The organism is Paenibacillus xerothermodurans, from assembly GCF_002220865.2.
Classification (GTDB): domain Bacteria; phylum Bacillota; class Bacilli; order Paenibacillales; family NBRC-103111; genus Paenibacillus_S; species Paenibacillus_S xerothermodurans.
In genome coordinates, this window is record NZ_NHRJ02000002.1 from 480,794 (window position 1) to 503,144 (window position 22,351).

Here is a 22,351-nt window from a genome sequence, read left to right on the forward strand (position 1 = left end):
CTTAACGTTTGGGTAATATATTTTTAGGAGTTCATATGCTGCTTAGCTTTTCTGTAAATTGTCTGAGCAGCGTGATGCCTATTTCATGCTGCGGATCCAACCTGAGCAGTTCTTTCAGCGCTAGCACGGCTTGATCATATTCCCGCAGCCGGTCGTATGCTAATCCAAGCATCAACCAGGCGTCCGTTGACAAGCAGTCAAGCGCCACCGCTTGTTTGAGTGAACTGATCGCTTCCCATAGCCGGGGCTCAGATTCCTCCAAATATTTCTCGGCCTGTTGAATCAGTTCTTTGGCCTGCAAATGCTGCAAGTGATGCCGGTACTGCTCCTCACCCGGTACCAGACGGACAGCGAGGCTCGCGTGCTCCACCGCCGGCTTCAATTTATTGCTTCTCGCGTAAGTGATCGAAAGCTTATGGTGAAAGTCGGCGTTGCACGGGGCGATCGCGATAGCCTGCTCGAACCACTCGACGGCCTGTTCAAAGTCATTCATCAGAATGGACGCGTAAGCCTTCTTGATTTCTTGTTCCCCATCCATATGCCCATCCCTCCCGCAAAAAAGGTGATGGTACAGCATATGTTTACTTCGCTTCCTCGGTGTTCACTTTGGTCCATCTGTCCGCATCCCGTGTGCGGAATTTATGCATTATTTTATCATGCGCTTCCGTCAAATCAATGCCGAGGGAATTGGCGAAGCATATGGTGATAAACAAAATATCTCCCAGCTCCAGCTCAATGGAATTGGCTTCTTCCGAGGGCTTTTTAGGTTTTTCACCGAACTCATGATTGACCTCCCTGGCCAATTCTCCAACTTCTTCGGACATTCGCGCCAGCATGGCCAGCGGGCTGAAATAGCCTTCTTTAAACTGCGATATGTACTGATCTACTTCCAACTGGAGTTCTTGTAGCGATCTCTTTGTCATATGGAGATTGTCACCAACCTATCCGTTTAACCGCCCCAATTGGCGGAATAAACGTAGTGTTAACCTTTCTTATCATGTTAACGCAAACGTGTGGGGATGACAAATTTTTTTTGACACAAAATCAGGCATACTACTTACAGATATCAGTTGACCGACAGCGCATGGCAGTGGACACGAACATGCGAAACGAGAGAACGGGGGTATACTTCTTATGGCATTTCGATTAACCGCAGAAAGATTGCAATCGCTTCCCGCAATCCTGCTAGGAACCGCTATATATGCGTTTGGCCTGCACTTTTTTGTCATCCCGAACCAATTGATGGAGGGTGGTCTTACCGGGGTTGCTCTGCTTTTAAATTATATATTCGGTTTTCCTCCTTCAATCACGACCCTAGTCCTCAATGTGCCGCTGTTTGTTGTGGGTTGGAAAGCGCTCGGCAAAGAGCCGATGTTTTTCACTATTATCGGGACATTTGCGTTATCTTTTTTTCTGTGGCTGATTGAAAGGTTCATCAAAAACGGCTGGCTGACTCCGTTTCATACGGAGCAGGATTTTTTCCTGGCTGCCGCGTACGCGGGAGTGAGCTTGGGCGTTGGATTAGGATTGGTGTTTCGTTACGGAGGCACTACAGGAGGCGTGGATATTATAGCCCGAATCGGCCAGCAGCGTAAGGGTTGGAGTATGGGGCAAGTGATTTTGTTATTTGATGTGTGTGTGATCGGCGCATCACTATTCTTCATTCCGATAGTAAAGATATTGTACACGCTCGTGGCGGTGTTTATCGCAAGCAGGGTAATTGATATCATCATCCAGGGTGCATACGCGGCGCGTGCGTTCACGATCATCACCGACCACGCGGAAGCGATGGTAGCAGCGATCTCACGGGAAACCGACCGGGGGGCTACTATTATCCCCGCAGTCGGAGGTTTTAGCGGAGCGAAAAAAAATGTAGTCTACTGCGTGGTGTATAGGCAGGAGATGAGGAGATTGCGAGATATTACGCGATCCATTGACCCGCATGCGTTTGTGATCATAAATGAAGTTAACGATGTGCTGGGAGAGGGCTTTAGACCGGAATAAGGAAGTTAGGCATCGTCTTTTTTACGGACCGGTACCATCCCCCCGTCCTTTTTCGCAAGACGCCAACCCGCAAAGATGAGAGCCGCTACGATGGCCGATCCGATTGCCACTATCCACAGGATAGGGCTCTGTTCATCGATAATGGGAAGGTAAGCCGTGGCCTCCTGTCTTAAAAACAGCTTATCGATATGCTGCCGCAATTCGGGCAAGACATTGTTGATTTGTGTGAACGGCACCTGCGGTAACTTTGCCTGATTCGAAATAAAGCTGATGAGCGAATCCAGCTTCTCCACATCGCTCGGGTCGCGGTTAATGGCCACACTCGGATGGATAACTGAAATTCTAAGTCCGAGCTGAGCTGCGGCGCTCTGTGCCAGCTTTTTATCATGTGCCGTGGACGCTGCCGACAGGCGTTCAATATCCTCCTGAATAAGCTTATAGTACTGCAGCCACATCGGCTGAGCCTTGTGTGTCAGAGCGTCTGTTGCCAGCCGGATTTGCGCGGCTGAAATTTGTACCGCGTCCGGCGCTAAATTTACCGCGTTGAACACCCGCTTCGCTTCGGTGACGGCAGACGTCAAAGCGTTCATTCCTTCAATAGAAGTTATGCCTGCATAACTGAGCTGCGGTATTTGATCGCCCAACTGCTGTAACACAGCTCGTCCGCCGGCTACATCGCCCTGCATCACTTTTTGGTACATGTCGTCCGCCGTTTGATTTAACATCGCCATTTGCCGCAGCTGCTCCTCACTTGGCTCCGCCACAGCGGGCTCTCGTGCGGATTCACTTATGGCACCGCAGCCTGCCAGCAGACCTGCGCAAATCAGCACTGCCAACAGCATTCCGATCCCTGCCCGCCTTACATAAAAAAACATCGGACATCCCTCCTATACCATCATGGTATGGGGGGATGTCCGCATTTAGACCTGCCGTTTAGTCAGAATGGTGCGCAGCTTCATCATGACGAACGCAATGATTATACTAACAAAGCTCAACTCCACTGTAAACGCGGCTACCATCGACAAATCATCGTTCAGCTCATCCGGAAGCCAAGGATAAACTCCGACCGTATAGTCCATAAAATCGTTCAACAATGTCCATAGTCCAGCGATAATGATCGGCAGTGTGCGATACGTGTACAGGCGCATATACAACAACACCTCAGCCGCCATCCCCAGATGTGACAAGGTTAACATCCACCCCGCCCAGTCAACATGGTCCCCTTGGTACGCGCCGGCCCATATCATGCTCACTGCCCAAATGCCATATTTGAACGAGGTAATCACGGCCAGCGCTTCCACGCAGCCCCGAAACCAATCGGCAGCTTGATGTTGGGCGCGGCCACGATATGAGTCGAGGAGTAGAAAAAGTAGCACTAGTGTAAAAAAGAGGCTCGCCGTGGGGCTGTCCGGCACGAACGGTAAATATGCGGGAGACAGTTCACGGACAGTGAAAACCAACTGATTGCCATACCACATGTATCCATATATTGTGCCAAGTAAATTGACCCAAAATAAGCTCCAAAGCATAAAACGGGTTGCTAAAAACTCTGTTGAAAAGAACGCTCTACTAGTTGTAGGTAACAAGGAAGCTCCTCCCGTCCTGTATTGAAAAAACCTGACCGTACATACGGCCAGGTTCGTACTTTATTGAGATTTTTGCATTCCTAACCATTCTGACAATTTAGTTATGTCCGCATCAGTCAAGCCTTTTTTGATGTTCTCGTCATATTGGGGCTCCATGGTTCCTTGGCCGTTCTTGATGATCCCAAGAATCGAGGCAGCATCGTGCTCATCACCTACGCCGCGCAGTGCTGGGATTCCTGAGGACGGAATTCCTTTAAGATCCGTGCCATGGCATGTTACACATGTCGCTTTCTTGTAGATCTCAGCGCCTGGATCATCAGCGGCCACGATCGCTGGAGCTCCAGCGGGCTTTTTGGCTGCGCCGCCGCCACCGCCCTCGGCTTTGCTCGCGTGCATCTCTTCCTCACGCTTGATGTGTTCCGGTATAATGTTCTTCGACTCCAATTCGTGCTGATAGTGGCTCCAGGATACTACCGTGAGGTATGTACACGCAATCAATGTCAAAATCATCAAGGACGATGCGATCGGACGTCTGTAGAAACGTCTTTCTTTGCCGGTATCAAGGAAAGGAGCAAGCGCAAGGGCGCCGAACATGATCCCCGGTACGATAACGGTACCAAGAACGACAAAGTCATTGGATGCATAAGGATATTTCAACAGCTGGTACAAAAAGAGAAAATACCAGTCAGGCATCGGAATAAACTGTGTGTTGGTCGGATCGGCAGGATAACCGAGAGGAGCTGGCTCAGAGATGACCAGTGTCCAAATGCCGACGAGCACTACAACCGCTACCATCCATTCTTTTAGTAGAAAGTTAGGAATAAATACTTCCGATTTGCCCGGATAAGCTGAGAAATCAGGTTGGGGCAAACGTGAGGTTCTTGCCCGTATACGAGAATCTCCTACATAAACAATTTTTTCGTCAGACTTGTTACTATGTGCCACCAGACGCACCTCCTTGCTTTCTCTTATAGCGGACCGGAAATACCTTGCTTACGAATCATAAAGAAGTGTCCTGCCAACAGTGCCAGCAGTGCACCTGGCAAGAAGAATACGTGTAAAGCAAAGAATCTAGTCAACGTTTGCGCTCCTACGATTTCGCCGCCTTGCAGGAAGGTTTTGATATACTCACCGATATAAGGTGCGGAAGCGGCAATCTTAATACCAACTTGAGTAGCAAAGTAGGCTTTGTTGTCCCACGGCAGCAGGTAGCCGGTGAAACCGAGACCCAACATCACCAGGAAAATCAACACCCCAACAACCCAGTTCATTTCCCGAGGGGCTTTGTAAGAGCCTGTGAAGAACACGCGTAAAGTATGTAAAAACATCATGACAATAACGAGGCTGGCTCCCCAGTGGTGCATACCGCGCACGATCACACCAAACGCTACCTTGTGCTGCAGATAGTCGACACTGGCATATGCGTTGTTGATGTCTGGCACATAATACATCGTCAGGAACATGCCTGATAGAATTTGAATAACTGTAATGAAAAACGTCAAGCCACCAAAGCAATAGACAAATGCGGAAAAATGGTGTGCCGGGTTCACGTGCTCAGGTACTTCATGATCGGCTACATCTCTCCACATCGGCGTGATATCTAGACGTTCATCAATCCAGTTATACATATTTTTAAACATCTGATGTTACGCCTCCTTATTATACCCTTTTGTTCGGACCAAGCTGTCCAACGTACACGAAACCGTTCTCTACCTTCAGGTCATATTGATCCAAAGGCGCTGGTGCAACAGCGAGGCTTTTTCCATCCGCGGTGTAATGCGCGCCATGGCATGGACAGTAATATTGATCCTTAAACTCGGGACTGCCGTTCCAGTTCACCGTACATCCAAGGTGCTTACAGGTTGGATTCAAGGCGAAAATGTTGCCTTCTTTGTCCTTGGAAATCCAAGCTTCCAACTCAGGCTCACTCTCATACCAGCCATCGACCTGGTGCACTTTGAACTTAAAGGATGTTGGTACTTCGGTAATTTTGGCCGCCTCCACAACCTTCACCCATGCCGCTTCGACTTTTGGTTGAAGGACCGGATCTACGGCAAAGCGAAGCATAGGAACAATCATTCCGGCGCCCATAAACGCTCCTGCTCCACCCAGGGTATAGGAGAGAAATTGCCGTCTTGACATCTCGCGACGTCTGACCGGGAATTCTCCCTGATGCTGCGCATCCTGCTTCTTGTGCTCACTCATTCTCGATCTACCCCCTTTTGCCAACATATATCACGTCGTTCGACATTACTTTACAACAATTACTAGGACATAATTAATAATATATTAGGAGTTAGGGTGCGTCAAGAATTTTGGACACCCTTTCAAAACCCGCAAGCCCGTACGTGTGGTAAGTTTTAACTAAATTGTCACATCTGTTTACCGAAACAGAAAATACATATTGTGCATAGATCTGGCAGCGACGCCCCGGTTAACAAACATTTATTCCTGCGTTCTATGAGACCACATATGCTGGAGCTTCCTGGAGATTTGCTGCTGTACTTGTAGCAATGATTTATTTAGCACCTGAGGCGGCAACGCGAATGAGAGATCGGCGCCTACCGTATTTAACGAATGCCCCAGTTCCGCTTTCGCGGTCACCACAACCACAAAAGCAAAGCCGTTGTCCTTCAGTCTCGTACACACCTGCTTTAATAGTGACGAGTCTTCCTCTGGACTTACGAAATGAAATGCGGGATAGGTAAGTATTCTGCCTTTATAAGGAATCTCGAAGCAATCCAGCGCATCTCTAAGATGCTCGAGCGCCTGCGTTGCTTCCCACGGAGCTTCACTGCCTGTTAAGCCAGTCACCGGCAGCAAGCATGTGTCTACGTATGGCCGTAAGCTCTCCCATTCCGATTGGGCTACATCACTGAATTTCATACTCTCTTCCTCCTTTTATCACCTCATCTACTTTAACACAGAAAAAAAGACATATGAACAATGTTCATATGCCCTTTATCCATTTTTATCTTGGCCTAAGGTCCCGGGAGACAAGTTTATCGACTATGCGAGCCTAAGTGATTTGAGTTCTGTGGTGAGGGCAATAAACTTATCCTCGTCCCCCTTGGCAAGAGCCAGATCTATCTCTTCGTACAAAACCTGTTCCTTATACTTGCGTATTGATTCATCCAATACCATTTCTGCAAACAAGCTTAACATCATATCATGGGAAACGTTCATTTTGCCCATAGCACCTACCTCCAAGCCGGGTCATTCTCCAGATTATCGTTATCACCTTGCCAGCATTAAGCTTGCTATTCTTTTGCTGGCGTGTGCTATACGCACCCTTCCAATGTTCGCTGCGATTGCGCTAGAAATCAACTTCTGCTACTTCACGCATCACTCTGGCCAAAGAACCTAATGATAGGGCTCTAGAAGTGAGCTGCTCATTCTCTGCCACCAAAGAATCTGCCCCTGTTAAAGCATATTCATCGACATCGGCGCCGTGAAGTACTGCTGCCCCGATGCTAACGAATGTGCCTCTACCTACTAAGTGGCCTTAATACTAGCTGCATCTCCCTCAGACGCTTCTGCCTCTCAGTTATGAGCGGCTAATTTTTGCCGTCAGGGCCGATCCAATCGGCCTGAATACCGCTGCTAGGACCGATCCAAGGATCGACGATCCCGTGTTGTACCGGATAAGTGCCTTAGCGTTTTTCCATCGGAAGTACGATGAGATCGTCTTCTGCGACATAGGTACCTTGAATGATACTGCTGCCAAGTTTGGTCAACTGAACTACTGCCCCTTTCTCCTCCTTTTCACCGATTCGTAGTAAACCGAGATGCATCATCATCCGCAAGATGCGCTGTTCTAGTATCGAGTCCGGCGTGTCGTAATAGAAAGGACGGACTAACGGGTGTAAAGCTGTATGTATGGAGGCAATGGTGACCCAAGAACGGGTGAGCTTCTCCAGCCAAAAAACAAGAGATTGCAGATTCGGGATGGCCCCTTTATACAACCTTAACCAGAAGCGGTACACTTGAAGCAAATCTTCCTTTTGCCCGCCGTCCAGCCGTTCCTTGCCTTTGCTGCTCAAAGCTAGCACCTGATGATGTTCCGTTATTAAATCGTGGTAGTAACAATAATCGTAGATGAACGAGAAACGGTTGGGATACTCCTTGAACATGCGGCCGTAGCCGAAACGCCACGCCGTCTTCCGCACAGGTTCTTCCTTTACAGACAAACGATTCAATATTTGTTGCAGGTAACGCTTGTACATGTAATGTTCAGCGGTGAGCAGCGTCTCATTGTGGTGCACGAATTCCAGAAAAAAATAGATATCGTCAATAATCAGCTTCTGTTCATCCCGATAAATCTCAGGTTCGTCGGTGAATTCCAACTGCTGCTTCAACTGGTTGCCCAGCGCTTCGCTAAAACGGCGTTTTAAGTCCGCCGGCACTTGGAACACAAAACGTGTGTCCCGGGAATATCCGTTGAACAACCACCCCCGCTGCTTAAACCTGGCGATCATGTCCCGCGGGTTCCATGCCACATTGTCATCCTTGACAAATCGGCTTTGCTGAACCCGCGCAATCAATTCCTCAAGACTGAACGTGCCGCGCTTATCAAAGATAAGAGAGTTTAAGAAACGTATGTCCTCTATCGACAAGTCAGTGACCTGACGCTCGAACACTTCTCTTCGGCTGATCGTAGACAAAATCGATTGGATGAGCTCATTCTTGGAATGCCCATTGCATTCACAGTTGTATGTGACCGCGATCCTTCCCAAATCGTGAATGTCCGCGTAACTCAACATATCAGCTAGATTCATGGCATTGTACCTCCCCGAACTTGCTTAGTACCATTATAGGAAGATACGCTGAATTTAAACGGGGGGCTTGAAAAAACATTTTCCTGCAAAAAAAAGACCCGCGGTATACGCGAGCCTAAGCATCATGTTTGCTCCAAATGCGCGGTGCAATTTAAAAGAAGACATCTCCATGCGGTAATATCGCGCTCCATTACGGTCAGGGAGGTGTTATTGATGTGGGAGGTGAGTGGCTCACCAATCATGAATTCCAATACCGGAGCGATGTAGCCCCCATGGCTCACCAGCAAAATGCGCTTGCCGCCATGCTGTTCCTCAAGCTCCTCTATAAACGTTACCCACCTCTTGAGCAAATCCGCGTCGCTTTCCATCCCCAGATCCAGCTCTCTCCAACTCTCACCCCAGCGGTCGACGCGCTCCTGTAACGTCGTGCCTTCGAGCTCACCGAAACGTCGCTCCCTCAGCCTCGCGTCAACGCCGATAAACGGTATGCCCGTCACATCGGAGATTGTTTGCGCTGTCTGTCTCGCACGTATTAAATCACTGGACACGATACCGTCCCAAGACTCAGATTTGAGACGATTAGCGAGCTCGTGAGCCTGCCTAACTCCAACTTCAGCCAGTTCCGTATCCATCTGCCCTTGCATCCGGCCGGCAAGGTTCCATTCCGTCGTTCCATGCCGTATAAATCCTAAAGTAATCACTGCGCAGCACCGCTTTCCTTAGTTGAATTCAAAAGACCCCGATAACGGGGCCTTAGGCATACTATGATCTTGTCCGGGACAGCCAGTTCATGATCAAAAGCGCCGAGGTGAAACCGATGAGTGACAGGAACAGCAAGTAGTCCTTGTAGGTGTGCACCGATGTGGCCTGATACATAAAAGGCTCATTAAAACCTTGCAAGCTCGCTACAGCGGAAGGCATCGTCCTTATGTTCATCGCTTGCGGCTCGCCGCCGCTAGACGCCGTCACCACTACCGGGTCACCGATGGTGCCAAACACTGAGGGTTCCGGGGCGACAGCTACCGTTGCACCGTGTTGTTCATACGAGACCGAGTACAGAAAGCAAAATACAAACAATGCCAAACAACATGCGGTCACCGCTGCCACTTTTCTCCGGAATTGAGAGGAGAAAGCGTATATTCTCTCAACCACCGGCACTTTCCATGATTCATCTTTGTAAATCCGCTCCATCACGCTTTTTGAAATCGACGTTGGTCTGAGCGGAATTTCATTCTCAGCAACGGATTTAATCAGCGCCGTGCTTTCCAGCCATATCTCGAACTCTGCCGCACAAACTTTACAATGTGTAATATGCTCATCTACAACCTGTCTATTTATATCATGCTCAGGCAAATCCCAATAAATGCCGAGCCGCTCTTGTATGTCATCACATTTCATCCTTGTTTCATCCCTTCATACTCCTCAGAAATCGGATCAAGAAAGTATGGTTCCAGCTGGAGTTTGACGCTTGCGCGCGCTCTAAAGAGCAAGGATTTCACCGAGCTCACCGTTTGCCCAAGAATATTGGCAATTTCCTGATAATCCAGTTGATCATACTCACGCAGAATGAGGGCAGAACGTTGTTTCTCGGGAAGATTATTGATCGCATTGCGAACCATCGAAACTTTCTCATTCCGCAAGGCACTCATCTCCGGCATCGCGTCCGTTCCGGCATGAGGCTCAAGACCGCTTTGATCCAAAGATACGCTAGTGTTCCTGTTTTTGCGCAGTTCACTCAGCACCGTGTTTCTGGCAATCGTATACAGCCACGTAGAAAACGTCGCTTCCACCTCCCGAAAGGAGTGCAGACTGCGATACGCTTTGTAAAACGTCTCATTGCACAAATCCTCCGCCAGCGAGTCCATTTGTGCGCTCTTCAGCATGTGATAAATGAAAGCTAAAATTTTACGTTCATAACGTCGCATTAAATCGTCATATAGCTGGACGTTACCGTCCTTGATCTCTCTGATCAACTGGGAATCGGTCATTCAATACGACCCTCCTTGTGATTCCTAGCTTACTCCCAGCGATACTAAAAAGTTGTACTGGACGGGAGTAAAAAAGTTGCGCAAAAGTGAAAATATTTAGCAAATATTTCTTTAAACTATAACATTCGGTAAAAGAAGCCAAAATTCCTGCTTATGCGACATCTGTCAAAAAGTTTCCAAAAATAGGTCAAGTACCTAGAATAAGTATACTTTTTGATAAAGAAAAAAATAGCTGGCAAATAAAAAAAAACCGCCTTTTCATAAAAGGCGGCTGCACAGTGTGCACATTATTCGGATAGGAGTGGAGAGAAACCATACTGTACTTTTATTATATGTATACGTTTACAAACTGTCAATGTTTTTTTGTAAACGCTTTATACCTTTTTTGGTGCGAAAAAGAACTACACGTGGATAGTGTAGTTCTCTTGTGTAAGCAGTTCAAACGCTCTGTCCATCTGGCGCTCGTCGCGAAACGTTAGTCTCAGCACACCCGGCACATCCTCACGGCTTTCGATGATATGAATATTGCTAAGATTGATGCGGTGGTTGCCCAGCAGCGTTGTGATTTGCCCAATCATTCCCGGATGATCCGGCACATCCACGTAGATCTCGTACACGGATGTCAGCACACCTTTCCGTCGTTCTGGCAAGCTGTTTCGGAATTCACTTGCTTTGGCAAATTGTGCCGCAATGCCTTCGCCATCCCGCTGCTCCAGCAGCTCGATGAATCGTGATACTTCCTTATTCCAATCATGCAGCAGTCTAAGCACCACATCCCTGTTATTGACCAGGATGTCACGCCAAATGACTGGATCGCTCGATGCAATACGCGTAATATCTCGAAAGCCGCCTGCCGCAAGCTGCTGATACAAGCTGTTCGACTCATTGTATCCGGCGATTTGGTTGACCAGCGCCACTGCTATCATATGTGGTAAATGACTGATCGCTCCCACCACTTCGTCATGCACCAGCGGATCAACCTTGATCAACAGAGCACGAGTCCGTTGCAGCAGCTCTACCAGCCGGTCATAAGCGTGCGCAGGCGTTGACGAATCCGGTGTGAGCACGTAAATCGCATTCTCGAATAAGTATGAAGTGGCAGCTTCCACACCCGATTTTTCTTTGCCCGCCATCGGATGTCCGCCGATGAAATGCACATCTTTGAAATTGAGCTTCTTCGCACAAGAGGCGATCGAGGCTTTGGTGCTGCCTACATCGGTAATGACGCAGCCTGGTTTGAGCGGGAGGCCGGACAATTGGATCAAATAATCATCCAAGTTACCGACAGGCACACATAAGAAGATGAAGTCGGCATCCGCTGCCGCCTCCTCCATAGAAGTTGTAGCATGATCTACGACTTGACGTTTAATGTATTTTTCCACCGACTTCGGGTTGTTGGAATGACCTACAACGGTCACGCCCGGCTTGCCCTTGAAGCAGAGCGCCAGGGAACCGCCGATCAAGCCAACGCCAAAGATAGCTATTTTTATCATGAATAGTTTCCTTCTATCTCATTGTGACGTACGACAGGCTCGCCTTTTGTATCTTCAGACGTCTGTGCATGCGCTGAGGCGAGCATCGCAGCGATCATCAGACTCCGACAGCCACTTCGTCCAATACCTGCTCGAGGGCGCCGATGAATTTCTCATTTTGCTCCTGGCTTCCCACTGTCACCCGAATCATAGTTGGCAGTTTCCACCCTGAATCATGACGAATGATAATACCTTTTCTTAGCAACGATTCGAACACCGCAGCACCGGAACGCTGCACATCGACCATGATGAAGTTGCCATGTGCCGGATAGTAAGAGACATTCAAGCGGTCAAGCTCGCCGGTCAAGTACCGGATGCCTTCGGCGTTCGCCTCACGGCAGTCCGTAATAAACTGCTTATCCTGAAGTGCGGCAAGTGCTGCTTTTTGTGCGAAACCAGTAGTGTTGAACGGCTCACGCACCTGATTGATCGAGCGGATAACATCCGGATGACCTATGCCGTAGCCGATCCGCAAAGTAGCCAAACCGTAAATCTTCGAAAATGTACGAAGGATAATCACATTCTTGTATTGGTTAACCAAACCGACACTGTCGGGATATTCGCCGCTCACGTTGTACTCCGCATATGCTTCATCCAACACTACCATCACATGAGGAGGCACCTGCTGCAAGAACTCCGCCACTTCATTGTGTGAATGCATGGTTCCTGTCGGGTTGTTAGGATTGCACAGCCACACAATTTTGGTCCGACCGTTGATAGCTGCAAGCATCGCCGGCAGGTCATGCGCTCCATCCTTCAGAGGCACTTCCACGCAAACTGCGCCTTCGACTTCCGCGTTATGTTTGTACTGTGGAAAGGTAGTCTCTGCCATAATCGTTTGGTCGCCTGGCTCGAAAAAGGCCCGGGCTAGCATCATAATAATTTCGTCGGAGCCCGCGCCGAAAATCACTTGGTTTGTCTCAACGTTAAAATGCTCTGCAATCGCAGCCGTTAATTCCACTGCACCGCCGTCAGGATAAATGCTTGTCTGATCAACATGAGCGATAATCGCTTCTTTGGCTTTCGGCGAGCACCCGAACGGATTCTCGTTGGATGCCAATTTGATTACGTCTGTTAATCCAAGCTCACGCTTCACTTCTTCCATCGGTTTGCCTGGTTTGTAAACCGGCAGGTGGACAATATTTTTTTTAGGCCGCACAATGGTTCACCCCACTCGAATAATTGGTATTTCCCTTTGCGTCTCAATGGTCAATCACTAATCAATTGTCGCACAAAATCATGAATTTGCAAGAGTGCCTGCGTACGCGTTTCTTCCTTTTCAAGCAAAGGCAGCACTTCTTCCACCTGGCGAACCAGTGCGCTGCCGACCACAACCCCCTCGCACAACTGCGAGAATCGTTTGAACTGCTCGTTGGTCGAGACGCCAAAGCCTACAGCAATGGGCAGAGCAGTCGACTGTTTGACGGTGCTAAGAAACTCATTGATGCCGCTGTGAAACTCCGTTCTTGCTCCTGTGACACCCAATGAGGACACGCAGTATACAAAGCCCGCTGCCCGCGATACGATTCGCTTGATCCGGTCGTTCGAGGTGGGAGCAACCAGCGGGATCAAATGAATACCATGACGGCCGGCCAACTCCCGCACCTCGCCGTCCTCTTCCATCGGCAGGTCCGGAATGATCAAACCGCTGATATCGTTGTCTTGAAGCAGCGAAAATATTTTATCCAGCCCGAGCTGCAGTACCGGATTATAGTAAGTGAACAAAATAAAAGGAAGCTCGGAGCCTTCACTTCTTGCCTGCTTCGCAGCTTGCAAACAATCATAGATGGAAATTTGATTATTCTTTAGCGCCCTCATCGAGGAGCGCTGAATGACTGGTCCATCGGCAAGCGGATCGGAGTAAGGGACGCCTAGTTCCACCATACTGGCACCAGCTTTCTCCAACACCTTGATAATCTCGACCGAGGTGCGAACGTCCGGATCGCCGATTGTAAGAAAAGGAATAAACGCCGGTTTGTTCTTCGCCTTCAAGTCGGCGAAAACAGCATCAATGCGATTCATTCGGCGCACCTCCCAAATATTTCATGATTGCCTCCACGTCTTTATCTCCGCGTCCGGACAAACTCACAACGATGACTTCGTCCTTGGCCATAGTTGGAGCGATTTTCATCGTCTGTGCAATGGCATGTGCGCTTTCCAATGCCGGAATAATGCCCTCTGTGCGGCTTAGAAGCTGCAGCGCCTCCAATGCCTCCTGGTCTGTGATCGGATAATATTCCGCACGATTCGCATCTTTCAAATATGAGTGCTCCGGTCCAATGCCGGGGTAATCGAGACCCGCCGAGATCGAGTGAGCCTCTTGAACTTGGCCGTACTGATCCTGCAGCAAATAGCTCATGGAGCCTTGGAATACCCCGTGGCTGCCCTTGGTCATCGTTGCTGCATGCTGCTCGGTCTCAATTCCTCTCCCCGCAGCCTCAGCACCGATCAGACGCACTTTCTCATCGCCAATAAACGGGTAAAAGATGCCGATTGCGTTGCTTCCGCCGCCGACTGCGGCGACAATCGCATTTGGCAGCTGGCCTTCCTGCTCGAGAATCTGCTTGCGGGATTCATCGCCGATCACACGCTGGAAATCCCGAACCATCATAGGATACGGATGGGGTCCCGTTGCAGAGCCGAGGATGTAGAACGTGTCATCGACGTGGCTCACCCAATACCGCAGCGTTTCGTTGCAGGCATCCTTGAGCGTTCTTGTGCCGGATGTGACAGGCACGACCTCCGCGCCTAGAAGATTCATCCGAAACACGTTTAGCTGCTGACGCTTCATGTCCTCTTCGCCCATGAACACTTTGCATTCATAGCCGAGCAAAGCGGCAACAGTGGCCGTGGCTACGCCGTGTTGGCCGGCGCCGGTCTCCGCGATGATTTTCTTTTTGCCCATCCATTTGGCCAGCAGGCCCTGTCCCAATGCATTGTTGATTTTGTGCGCACCGGTGTGGTTCAAATCTTCCCGCTTCAAATAAATTTTCGCCCCGCCCAAATGCGCGGACAGCCGCTCCGCATAAAACAACGACGTAGGTCTGCCGGAGTACCGATGCAGCAGATACTTCAGCTCCTCCTGAAATTTGTCTTGATTCACGTACTTTTTATAGGCGTCTTCCAGTTCAATCAGAGCATTCATCAACGTTTCAGGAACATACCGTCCGCCGAATTTACCGAACCGTCCCTGTTCATCCGGTGCATTGTACATGCTGCTTCACCCTTTCGACAAAGCTGATAATTTTGTTCAAATCCTTTACTCCATCCGTCTCCACACCGCTCGACACGTCTACTCCATCGGGCGCGTAAGCATCAAGAAGCGCACCCACGTTGCCAGCCTGAAGTCCGCCCGCGACAAGCAGTTCAATGCCGTTCGCCCGGCACCACTCCTGATATGGCGGAATAGCGTCCCAAGCGAATGTTTTGCCGGAGCCGCCGCCATACACCGGGTCAAACGTGTCTAACACAATCCCGTCCACCGCGTGGCGATATGGTTCTAAAACTGCGGCTGCCACATCTGCTGTCGCGCATGTGGCCACACTTGACACTTCAGCAGCACCGCTCACTGTGTGAGATCGTTCTCCCGGCGTCCGCCTGTCAGACTCGACTTGCAGCTGCGCTACTGAAACCACTTTCCATACACGTACAGCTGGGAACGCATCTTTCACCCAACGGCACTGTTCCGGGCTTTCCTGCCCGTGCAGTTGTATGACATCTAAAGGCGCCTTTTCCATCACCTCTGTCAGATCGCACTGCGTTGGATTCACGAAGACGCCCACGGTCAATGGCACAGGCATACCGGCTTCTCGTCGCTCAACCAATACCCGTATCATCTCACGCGCCCGCTCCGGCGTCACCTGCCGTTTGCTGGGAGCGAACACGAAACCGATATGGTCGATCGGCAGGTGCAGCACGGCCCTGACCATCTCCGTCTGCTGCAATCCACAAATTTTGACGGTGCTCATGGGTGGTCACTGCTCCTTTGACGTATAGGCGCCCATTAAATCGTGCACAGCTCGCCCAACCACCGGCTGTCGCATGAAGTGTTCGCCGATGAGGACCGCGCGGGCGCCGACAGAATGTAAGTATTCGATCTCTGACGGTTTGGAAATACCGCTCTCGCTTACCACTGTGATACCTTTAGGCATGTGAGTCATAAGCTCCTCGGTCGTTTTTATGTCGGTCACGAATGTGTGGAGGTTGCGGTTATTGATCCCGATCAGGGTCGCATCCAGCTCCAACACGCGGGCCAGCTCTTGTTTGTTATGCACTTCGATTAGAACGTCCAGACCAATGCTTTTGGCGGTCTCCGAAAACTGCTTCAACTGCTGCGTGGTCAAAATCGCGGCAATCAGCAGCACCGCATCGGCCCCAATCAATCGTGCTTCATAGATTTGATGTAAATCGATGGTGAAATCCTTACGAAGGATGGGCAGTGCCACAGATTGTCTCACCTGACTTAAAAATTCATTGGACCCTTGAAAATAGTCCACATCGGTGAGTACCGACAGGCAATCCGCCCCTGCCTCCTCATACGCCTTGGCGAGCTGTACCGGCTCGAAATCTGCACGGATCAATCCCTTGGAAGGCGACGCCTTTTTCACTTCCGCGATGAGCCCCATAGCACGTCTGCGATTGGCGGTCAACGCCCGCTCGAACCCAAGGCATGGGGGGAGCGACACGATTGCTTTTTCCATTTCACTGATTGTAGTGCGTTCTTTTAACGCCTTCACTTCTTGTTGTTTAGTGACTACGATTTTATCAAGAAACATAGCTGAGTTCTCCCGTACATTGGACTAGTTGCTGCAGCTTGGCGGCGGCTTGGCCCGAATCAATCACGTGAGCCGCGTATTTCACGCCTTCCTGTAGGGTGCCGCACTTTCCGGTCACATAGAAGCAAGCGCCGGCATTCGCTAACACAATATCACGACAAGCTCCGGGGGCGCCTCGGAATATATCACGCACGATCTCCGCATTGACCGTGGCATCCCCGCCTACCACCTCTTTCATGTCATATGAGCGCAAGCCGAGTGCGTCCGGGGTTATGTCATAAGTCGTGATATCGCCGTTTTTCAATTCGGTGACCTGCGTGGCATCTGAAATGCTGATCTCGTCCAAACCGTCGTAGCTGGCTACGACAAGGGACCTTTTCACATTCAATGCCTGCATCACATAGGCGATCGTCTCCGTTTTTGCACGGTCGAAGATTCCCAGCACCTGGCGATCAGCACCCGCTGGATTGGTCAACGGTCCGAGCAGATTGAAAACGGTGCGGATCCCCAACTCCTTGCGTGGCACCGCCGCATGCTTCATTGATTGGTGATACAACTGCGCGAACATAAAGCAGATGCCCACTTCACTTAAGCATTGCGCTGCCTGAGCCTGATTCAACCCAATGTTGACGCCCAGGGCTTCCAGTACATCGGCGCTACCGCTCTTGCTCGACATAGCCCGGTTACCATGCTTTGCCACCCGTAATCCGCCGGCAGCCGCAACGATGGCCGCCGTGGTCGAGATATTAAACGTGTTCGCCCCATCGCCGCCGGTACCGCATGTATCCAGCAAATCGCGTTGCTCCGTGTGGACACGGTTGGCCCGCGCCCGCATCGCCTCGGCAAAGCCTGTGATCTCCTCGATCGTTTCCCCCTTCATGCGCAGTACGGTCAACAGACCGCCGATCTGCACTGGCGTCACCAGACCGTCCATCATGTCGGCCATCACACCTCTAGCCTCTGCGCGTGTCAAATGTTGGGCGGCGATCACCTTCTGAATCGCCTGTTGAACGCTCAGCTTCGTTTCCATGCCAACTGCCTCCCCCAAGATCAAGTAAGCTATAACAAAATCTTATCATTGATAATAATCATGGTTAATCACCGCATGCGCATACGGTCTCGGCGCGAAAACCAGTTCAGCGGTACGAATCGCCTTCAGCATCCCCTTCGCCTTATTCACCGTCTCCTCATACTCTTTTTCTGGAACGGAATCCCATACAATACCAGCTCCCGCTTGAACGTAAGCTTTACCGTGCTTGAATATGATCGTGCGAATCGTAATACACGAGTCCATATTTCCCGAAAAACCCAAATATCCGATTGCACCGGCATAAGCTCCGCGCGCTTCATTTTCCAGTTCTGCTATAATCTCCATTGCCCTCAGCTTCGGTGCGCCGGAGACAGTCCCGGCTGGCAGACACGAAATAAAAGCGTCAAAGAAATCCTTATCCTTCGCGATTTTGCCCGAGACGTTGGACACGATGTGCATAACGTGAGAATAGCGGACGACCTCCATCAATTTATCACAATGCACCGTGCCGAATTCCGATACCCGCCCAATGTCGTTGCGGCCCAGATCAACCAGCATTAAATGTTCCGCTCTTTCCTTTTCGTCCGCCAACAATTCCTTCTCCAGCGCCTCATCCTCTTCCTCAGTCTTTCCGCGAGGACGCGTGCCTGCGATCGGCATGGTCTCCACCTTCTCATCTTCGACCCGCACGAGCAGCTCGGGAGATGTGCCCACAATGACTTCATCATCCATTTTCAAGCAGTACATGTACGGGGAAGGATTCATGGTGCGTAAAATCCGATACACATGCAGTGGAGAGACATCCGTCTCAATCGCAAAACGCTGTGACAGCACTACCTGAAAAATATCGCCTGCACGAATGTACTCCTTAGCCCGTTCCACGTTCGCGATGTATTGCTCCTTCGTAACATTGGACTGAATATCATCGAGCTCCACGTCATCCGGAATCTGCTGGTGTGATATGGACAGTGCCGGCAGCGGACGCTTCAGCCGCTCAATGGTTGCCTCAATTTTTGCACAGGTGGCTTCGTATGCAGCTGCGATCTGTGCATCTGTGCCGTGGTCCGGCACATGGACGTTCGCAATTACCTTCAGCTGCTGTTTAAAATGATCGAATACGATCACTTGATCGCAGAACATGAACTGGATATCATTCATCTGCAGATCGTCTACGCTGTGGGCAGGAAGCTTTTCATAATATTGCAGCAAATCGTACCCGAAAAAACCTACTGCTCCGCCTGTGAATCTTGGCAAATCCGGCAGGGCAGGGCTGGTGTAACTGCGCAGATAGCCTTTCAACACGTCGATCGGTTTCTCAGCCGACCGTTTAGTCCCAGTCTGGGTTTCTATCGTGGTCACACCGTGCTTTGCCGTAATCATCAGAAACGGATCCGTCCCAATGAAGGAATAGCGCGCCCATTTTAAACCACCTTCCACGCTTTCCAGCAGAAACGCCCGGTTCTCCTGATAAAAGTGCTGGAATACCCGGATGGGGGTTTCCGTATCGGCCATCAAAGTACGCATCACAGGGATCAAATTGTACTGCTTTGACAGACGAATAACTTCCTTAGCTTCCGGCGTATACATGGTTCACTCTCTCCTCTACTCAGCTCAATTGATCTTAACCAGCTTGGTTCGCGCGTATAAAATAAAAAAACCTCTACGTCAAAGTAGAGGTGGTTTGGCAGATGATCATTACCGTAGACTCCCGCGCCGAAAAAATGGCAATATCAAATAAATATCAGCAAGCACAACGATGGCTTGCACGGGACGTCGGTGTTACACTCGGCTCATCTCTACTCTGCTCTGGTCCAACTACTCTGCTCTGCTCAGACGATCTTGCTTTCAACTACTACAACTATACAATTGAACTTATGCTTTTGTCAATTTCGAAAGATCAGGACGGAGACGCATTGCCTCTTTTTGATACACATGCACAATCTCATGCTGCTGCTTCTCTGTGTTCACCATCACCATTAAACGAATGCACTTCGGAAGACTGCCCTCAACAGGCACTTCCAGAGCACACATGAGCGGGACCAGTTCCCAGCCGGCCATCGCACGAATCGCGCGCGCGGGGAAGGTAGCGGTTATATCGTGAGTTACTGTCACGAACACACTGGCAATTTCCTCAGGCACAATACCATTGTCTGCAATAATTTGATTTAAAAGCTCCGTCGTTGCCGATAAAATTTCATTTTCCTCATCGTGCTCAACTGTGGTTGCGCCGCGTATACCCCGAACGAACATGGACTCAGGCCTCCTGTTTCAATTCATCCACGACGTCTCTCACCCACGCCGCGGACACATTTTTATTAATTTCCACCTTGCCTATAGCCGTAGGCACGATGAACACCATATTACCTTCGGAAAACTTCTTATCGTGCATCATCGCGCTCATTATGGCATCGGTGTCAAGATGAGCCGGCAGCCTGGTCGGCAGGCCGAATGCCTGCAGAATGCGTTTGGTGGCGGTGTAGATATGCTCGGAATAGCCGAGCTTTACCGCTAGTTTTGCGGAGCCCATCATACCGATGGAGATCGCTTCTCCATGCAGCAGCTCATTGTACTGAGCGACAGCTTCCAGCGCGTGGCCAATTGTATGCCCAAGATTGAGAATAGCACGCAGACCATTTTCTTTCTCGTCCTGAGACACTACGATAGACTTCACTTTGCACCCTTGATATAAGCCGTGTTCCAAAGCCGCTGCATCAAGGGAAACCAGCTTTTGCGCGTTCTCTTCCAGCCAAGTGGTGAATTCGGCATCCCAAATCAAACCATGCTTAACCATCTCCGCTAGACCTGCCCGAACCTCACGGTCCGGTAAGGTTTGGAGTGTGGACGTATCATACAGAACCATTTCGGGTTGATGAAATGCTCCGATGATATTCTTTGCCAACGGGTGGTTGACGGCTACCTTGCCCCCGACGCTGCTGTCATGCGCCAAAATTGTGGTTGGTATCTGCACGAACCGAATGCCCCGCATGTAGCTGGCGGCCACAAATCCGGCGAGGTCTCCAACGACCCCGCCACCCAGCGCGATGACAGTGGACTTTCGGTCCAGTCCCGCCTGCAGAGCTGCTGTGACCACCTCTTCCAGAACGCGCAGCGATTTGGATCTCTCTCCAGCGGCCACCGTATACGAAACGGTCGAATAACCGGTCTTCTCCAACGTATCGGATACCTTCGACAGATGCCGCTTGGCCACATGTTCATCCGTAACGATCAGCAAGGGCGAGCCTTTGCCTATCCCATGCTTCACAAACAGTTCACCGGCCTGCGCCAAAATGCCATGCCCGATATAAATAGGATAAGACCGTTCACCTAAATCTACTGTTAGCTCTCTCATGCGAATCATGTCCCCCACTCTTTGAGAGACGGCCAGAAAACCGAGTTTGACCATCCGTATTAGTAATTTTTAACCTGCTCCAAATAGCTCTCATAATTTCTGCGGATCTCTTCTATCGAATCACCGCCGAATTTCTCCAAAAATGCATTGGCCACTTCCCATGCCACGACATTCTCAAGAATTACGCCGGCAGCGGGTACCGCACATGTATCGGAACGCTCCACCTGAGCGGTGAACGCCTCTTTGGAATCGATGTCAACGCTTTGTAGTGCTTTATACAACGTAGAGATAGGCTTCATCACCCCGCGCACTACGATCGGCTCACCGGTTGTCATGCCGCCTTCCAAGCCGCCTGCCCGGTTTGTCGATCGGTAAAAACCGCGGCCTTCCTCATACATGATCTCGTCGTGCACCTTGGAGCCTCTGAGCTCCGCTGCTTCAAAGCCGATACCAATCTCGCATCCTTTGAATGCCTGAATGGATAGAACGGCTTGTGCGATGCGTCCGTCCAGCTTGCGATCCCACTGCACGTGACTGCCTAGTCCAACGGGAACGCCTTCAATGATACATTCCACGATGCCGCCCAGCGTATCGCCATCCTCTTTCGCAGCATCAATAGCAGAAATCATGCGGGCTTCGGCGTCTTTGTCCGTCACACGCAGCGGAGATTCCTCTGTAATACGGATCAGTTCGTCCATGGGCATCTCTTTACGCTGAACGGCGACATCTCCGATGCGGATCACTTGACCGGCAACCTTAATCCCGAACGCGGCAAGCAATTGACGTGCTACGGCGCCTGTTGCAACACGCATAGTGGTTTCTCTGGCACTGGAGCGCTCGAGAATATTACGCAAATCCTTCTGATTGTATTTCAACCCGCCGTTCAAGTCTGCGTGACCAGGCCGAGGGCGGTTTACTCTCCGTTTTGTTTCGTCATTGCCCTCAATTGGCTCAATATTCATCACGGACGTCCAATGCTTCCAGTCGTTGTTTTCGACGAGCAAAGCGATTGGCGCTCCGGTGGTTTTCCCATGTCTAACGCCACCCACAAATTTGGCGGTGTCCTTCTCAATTTGCATACGACGGCCGCGCCCATAGCCCTTCTGACGACGAGCTAGTTGAAAATTCACTTCTTCAAAATCAATGGTCACATTGCTTGGAAACCCTTCGATGATTCCTGTCAGCTGCGGACCATGCGTTTCCCCTGCCGTCAAATATCTCACTTACGTTGTCCCCTTTCGTCCTATCCCAAAAAAACGCAGTTGCTGCCGAAACTAGCAGCACTTTAACGCTTTTATGTACTAATCTT

General features: G+C 50.2%; 25 protein-coding genes. 1 reads left to right on the top strand and 24 read right to left on the bottom strand.

Annotation, left to right across the window (positions count from 1 at the left end):
- Positions 1–31: 31 nt before the first annotated feature.
- Together CBW46_RS05845 and CBW46_RS05850 are read right to left on the bottom strand one after the other, a co-directional pair.
- Positions 32–538, bottom strand: coding sequence for a tetratricopeptide repeat protein (locus CBW46_RS05845; protein ID WP_089199065.1), 507 nt, complete (start codon positions 536–538; stop codon positions 32–34).
- A 43-nt stretch (positions 539–581) separates the two neighbouring features.
- Positions 582–923 carry a nucleotide pyrophosphohydrolase gene (locus CBW46_RS05850; RefSeq protein WP_089199066.1) on the bottom strand — a complete coding sequence of 114 codons (342 nt, stop codon included), beginning with the start codon at positions 921–923 and terminating at the stop codon, positions 582–584.
- A gap of 211 nt (positions 924–1,134) precedes the next feature.
- Between CBW46_RS05850 and CBW46_RS05855 the strand changes: the two genes are divergently transcribed.
- Positions 1,135–2,004 carry a YitT family protein gene (locus CBW46_RS05855; protein WP_089199067.1) on the top strand — a complete coding sequence of 290 codons (870 nt, stop codon included), beginning with the start codon at positions 1,135–1,137 and terminating at the stop codon, positions 2,002–2,004.
- A 5-nt stretch (positions 2,005–2,009) separates the two neighbouring features.
- Here the strand turns inward: CBW46_RS05855 and CBW46_RS05860 are convergent, their stop codons facing one another.
- From CBW46_RS05860 to aroC, 22 genes are all read right to left on the bottom strand, one after another.
- Positions 2,010–2,879 (bottom strand): sporulation protein YpjB, encoded by an 870-nt coding sequence (locus tag CBW46_RS05860; protein WP_243633184.1) that lies wholly within the window; start codon positions 2,877–2,879, stop codon positions 2,010–2,012.
- 45 nt (positions 2,880–2,924) lie between these two features.
- Positions 2,925–3,590, bottom strand: coding sequence for a DUF1405 domain-containing protein (locus CBW46_RS05865; RefSeq protein ID WP_341538171.1), 666 nt, complete (start codon positions 3,588–3,590; stop codon positions 2,925–2,927).
- A gap of 60 nt (positions 3,591–3,650) precedes the next feature.
- Positions 3,651–4,535 (bottom strand): menaquinol-cytochrome c reductase cytochrome b/c subunit, encoded by an 885-nt coding sequence (locus tag CBW46_RS05870; protein ID WP_089199068.1) that lies wholly within the window; start codon positions 4,533–4,535, stop codon positions 3,651–3,653.
- A 23-nt stretch (positions 4,536–4,558) separates the two neighbouring features.
- Positions 4,559–5,230: a menaquinol-cytochrome c reductase cytochrome b subunit gene (gene qcrB, locus CBW46_RS05875; RefSeq protein ID WP_089199069.1), complete on the bottom strand. Its 672-nt coding sequence runs from the start codon at positions 5,228–5,230 to the stop codon at positions 4,559–4,561.
- A gap of 19 nt (positions 5,231–5,249) precedes the next feature.
- A complete protein-coding gene (locus CBW46_RS05880; RefSeq protein WP_089199070.1) occupies positions 5,250–5,795 on the bottom strand; it encodes a Rieske (2Fe-2S) protein in 546 nt (181 codons plus the stop codon).
- Between the two features lie 240 nt (positions 5,796–6,035).
- Positions 6,036–6,476: a DUF2487 family protein gene (locus tag CBW46_RS05885; RefSeq protein ID WP_089199071.1), complete on the bottom strand. Its 441-nt coding sequence runs from the start codon at positions 6,474–6,476 to the stop codon at positions 6,036–6,038.
- A 123-nt stretch (positions 6,477–6,599) separates the two neighbouring features.
- Positions 6,600–6,800: an IDEAL domain-containing protein gene (locus CBW46_RS05890; RefSeq protein WP_424445991.1), complete on the bottom strand. Its 201-nt coding sequence runs from the start codon at positions 6,798–6,800 to the stop codon at positions 6,600–6,602.
- Between the two features lie 443 nt (positions 6,801–7,243).
- Positions 7,244–8,368, bottom strand: coding sequence for a hypothetical protein (locus CBW46_RS05895; RefSeq protein WP_089199073.1), 1,125 nt, complete (start codon positions 8,366–8,368; stop codon positions 7,244–7,246).
- A 122-nt stretch (positions 8,369–8,490) separates the two neighbouring features.
- On the bottom strand, positions 8,491–9,069 hold the full coding sequence (locus CBW46_RS05900) for a histidine phosphatase family protein (protein WP_089199074.1): 579 nt from the start codon (positions 9,067–9,069) through the stop codon (positions 8,491–8,493).
- A gap of 61 nt (positions 9,070–9,130) precedes the next feature.
- Positions 9,131–9,766: an anti-sigma factor family protein gene (locus CBW46_RS05905; RefSeq protein WP_089199075.1), complete on the bottom strand. Its 636-nt coding sequence runs from the start codon at positions 9,764–9,766 to the stop codon at positions 9,131–9,133.
- Positions 9,763–10,356 carry an RNA polymerase sigma factor gene (locus tag CBW46_RS05910; RefSeq protein WP_089199076.1) on the bottom strand — a complete coding sequence of 198 codons (594 nt, stop codon included), beginning with the start codon at positions 10,354–10,356 and terminating at the stop codon, positions 9,763–9,765. Before CBW46_RS05910 ends, CBW46_RS05905 begins: the two co-directional genes overlap by 4 nt.
- A 401-nt stretch (positions 10,357–10,757) precedes the next feature.
- Positions 10,758–11,849: a prephenate dehydrogenase gene (locus CBW46_RS05915; protein ID WP_089199077.1), complete on the bottom strand. Its 1,092-nt coding sequence runs from the start codon at positions 11,847–11,849 to the stop codon at positions 10,758–10,760.
- A 97-nt stretch (positions 11,850–11,946) separates the two neighbouring features.
- The gene (hisC, locus tag CBW46_RS05920) at positions 11,947–13,047 is read right to left on the bottom strand and encodes a histidinol-phosphate transaminase (protein ID WP_089199078.1); all 1,101 of its coding nucleotides are present in this window, start codon (positions 13,045–13,047) and stop codon (positions 11,947–11,949) included.
- A gap of 50 nt (positions 13,048–13,097) precedes the next feature.
- A complete protein-coding gene (gene trpA, locus CBW46_RS05925) occupies positions 13,098–13,910 on the bottom strand; it encodes a tryptophan synthase subunit alpha (RefSeq protein WP_089199079.1) in 813 nt (270 codons plus the stop codon).
- Positions 13,897–15,102 (bottom strand): tryptophan synthase subunit beta, encoded by a 1,206-nt coding sequence (trpB, locus tag CBW46_RS05930; RefSeq protein ID WP_089199080.1) that lies wholly within the window; start codon positions 15,100–15,102, stop codon positions 13,897–13,899. Before trpB ends, trpA begins: the two co-directional genes overlap by 14 nt.
- Positions 15,083–15,856, bottom strand: a complete 774-nt coding sequence (locus CBW46_RS05935; RefSeq protein WP_089199081.1) for a phosphoribosylanthranilate isomerase — start codon at positions 15,854–15,856, stop codon at positions 15,083–15,085. The genes trpB and CBW46_RS05935 overlap by 20 nt, the downstream gene beginning before the upstream one ends.
- A gap of 6 nt (positions 15,857–15,862) precedes the next feature.
- On the bottom strand, positions 15,863–16,663 hold the full coding sequence (gene trpC, locus CBW46_RS05940) for an indole-3-glycerol phosphate synthase TrpC (protein WP_089199082.1): 801 nt from the start codon (positions 16,661–16,663) through the stop codon (positions 15,863–15,865).
- Positions 16,653–17,693: an anthranilate phosphoribosyltransferase gene (gene trpD, locus CBW46_RS05945; protein ID WP_089199083.1), complete on the bottom strand. Its 1,041-nt coding sequence runs from the start codon at positions 17,691–17,693 to the stop codon at positions 16,653–16,655. The genes trpC and trpD overlap by 11 nt, the downstream gene beginning before the upstream one ends.
- Before the next feature lie 45 nt (positions 17,694–17,738).
- Complete coding sequence (trpE, locus tag CBW46_RS05950; protein WP_089199084.1) at positions 17,739–19,280, bottom strand: anthranilate synthase component I; 1,542 nt, start codon at positions 19,278–19,280, stop codon at positions 17,739–17,741.
- 285 nt (positions 19,281–19,565) lie between these two features.
- Positions 19,566–19,943: a chorismate mutase gene (gene aroH, locus CBW46_RS05955; protein WP_089199085.1), complete on the bottom strand. Its 378-nt coding sequence runs from the start codon at positions 19,941–19,943 to the stop codon at positions 19,566–19,568.
- Positions 19,944–19,947: 4 nt separating this feature from the next.
- Entirely contained in the window at positions 19,948–21,042 is a 1,095-nt protein-coding gene (gene aroB, locus CBW46_RS05960; protein WP_089199351.1) for a 3-dehydroquinate synthase, read from the bottom strand.
- 59 nt (positions 21,043–21,101) lie between these two features.
- On the bottom strand, positions 21,102–22,265 hold the full coding sequence (gene aroC, locus CBW46_RS05965; protein ID WP_089199086.1) for a chorismate synthase: 1,164 nt from the start codon (positions 22,263–22,265) through the stop codon (positions 21,102–21,104).
- Between the last annotated feature and the right edge of the window lie 86 nt (positions 22,266–22,351).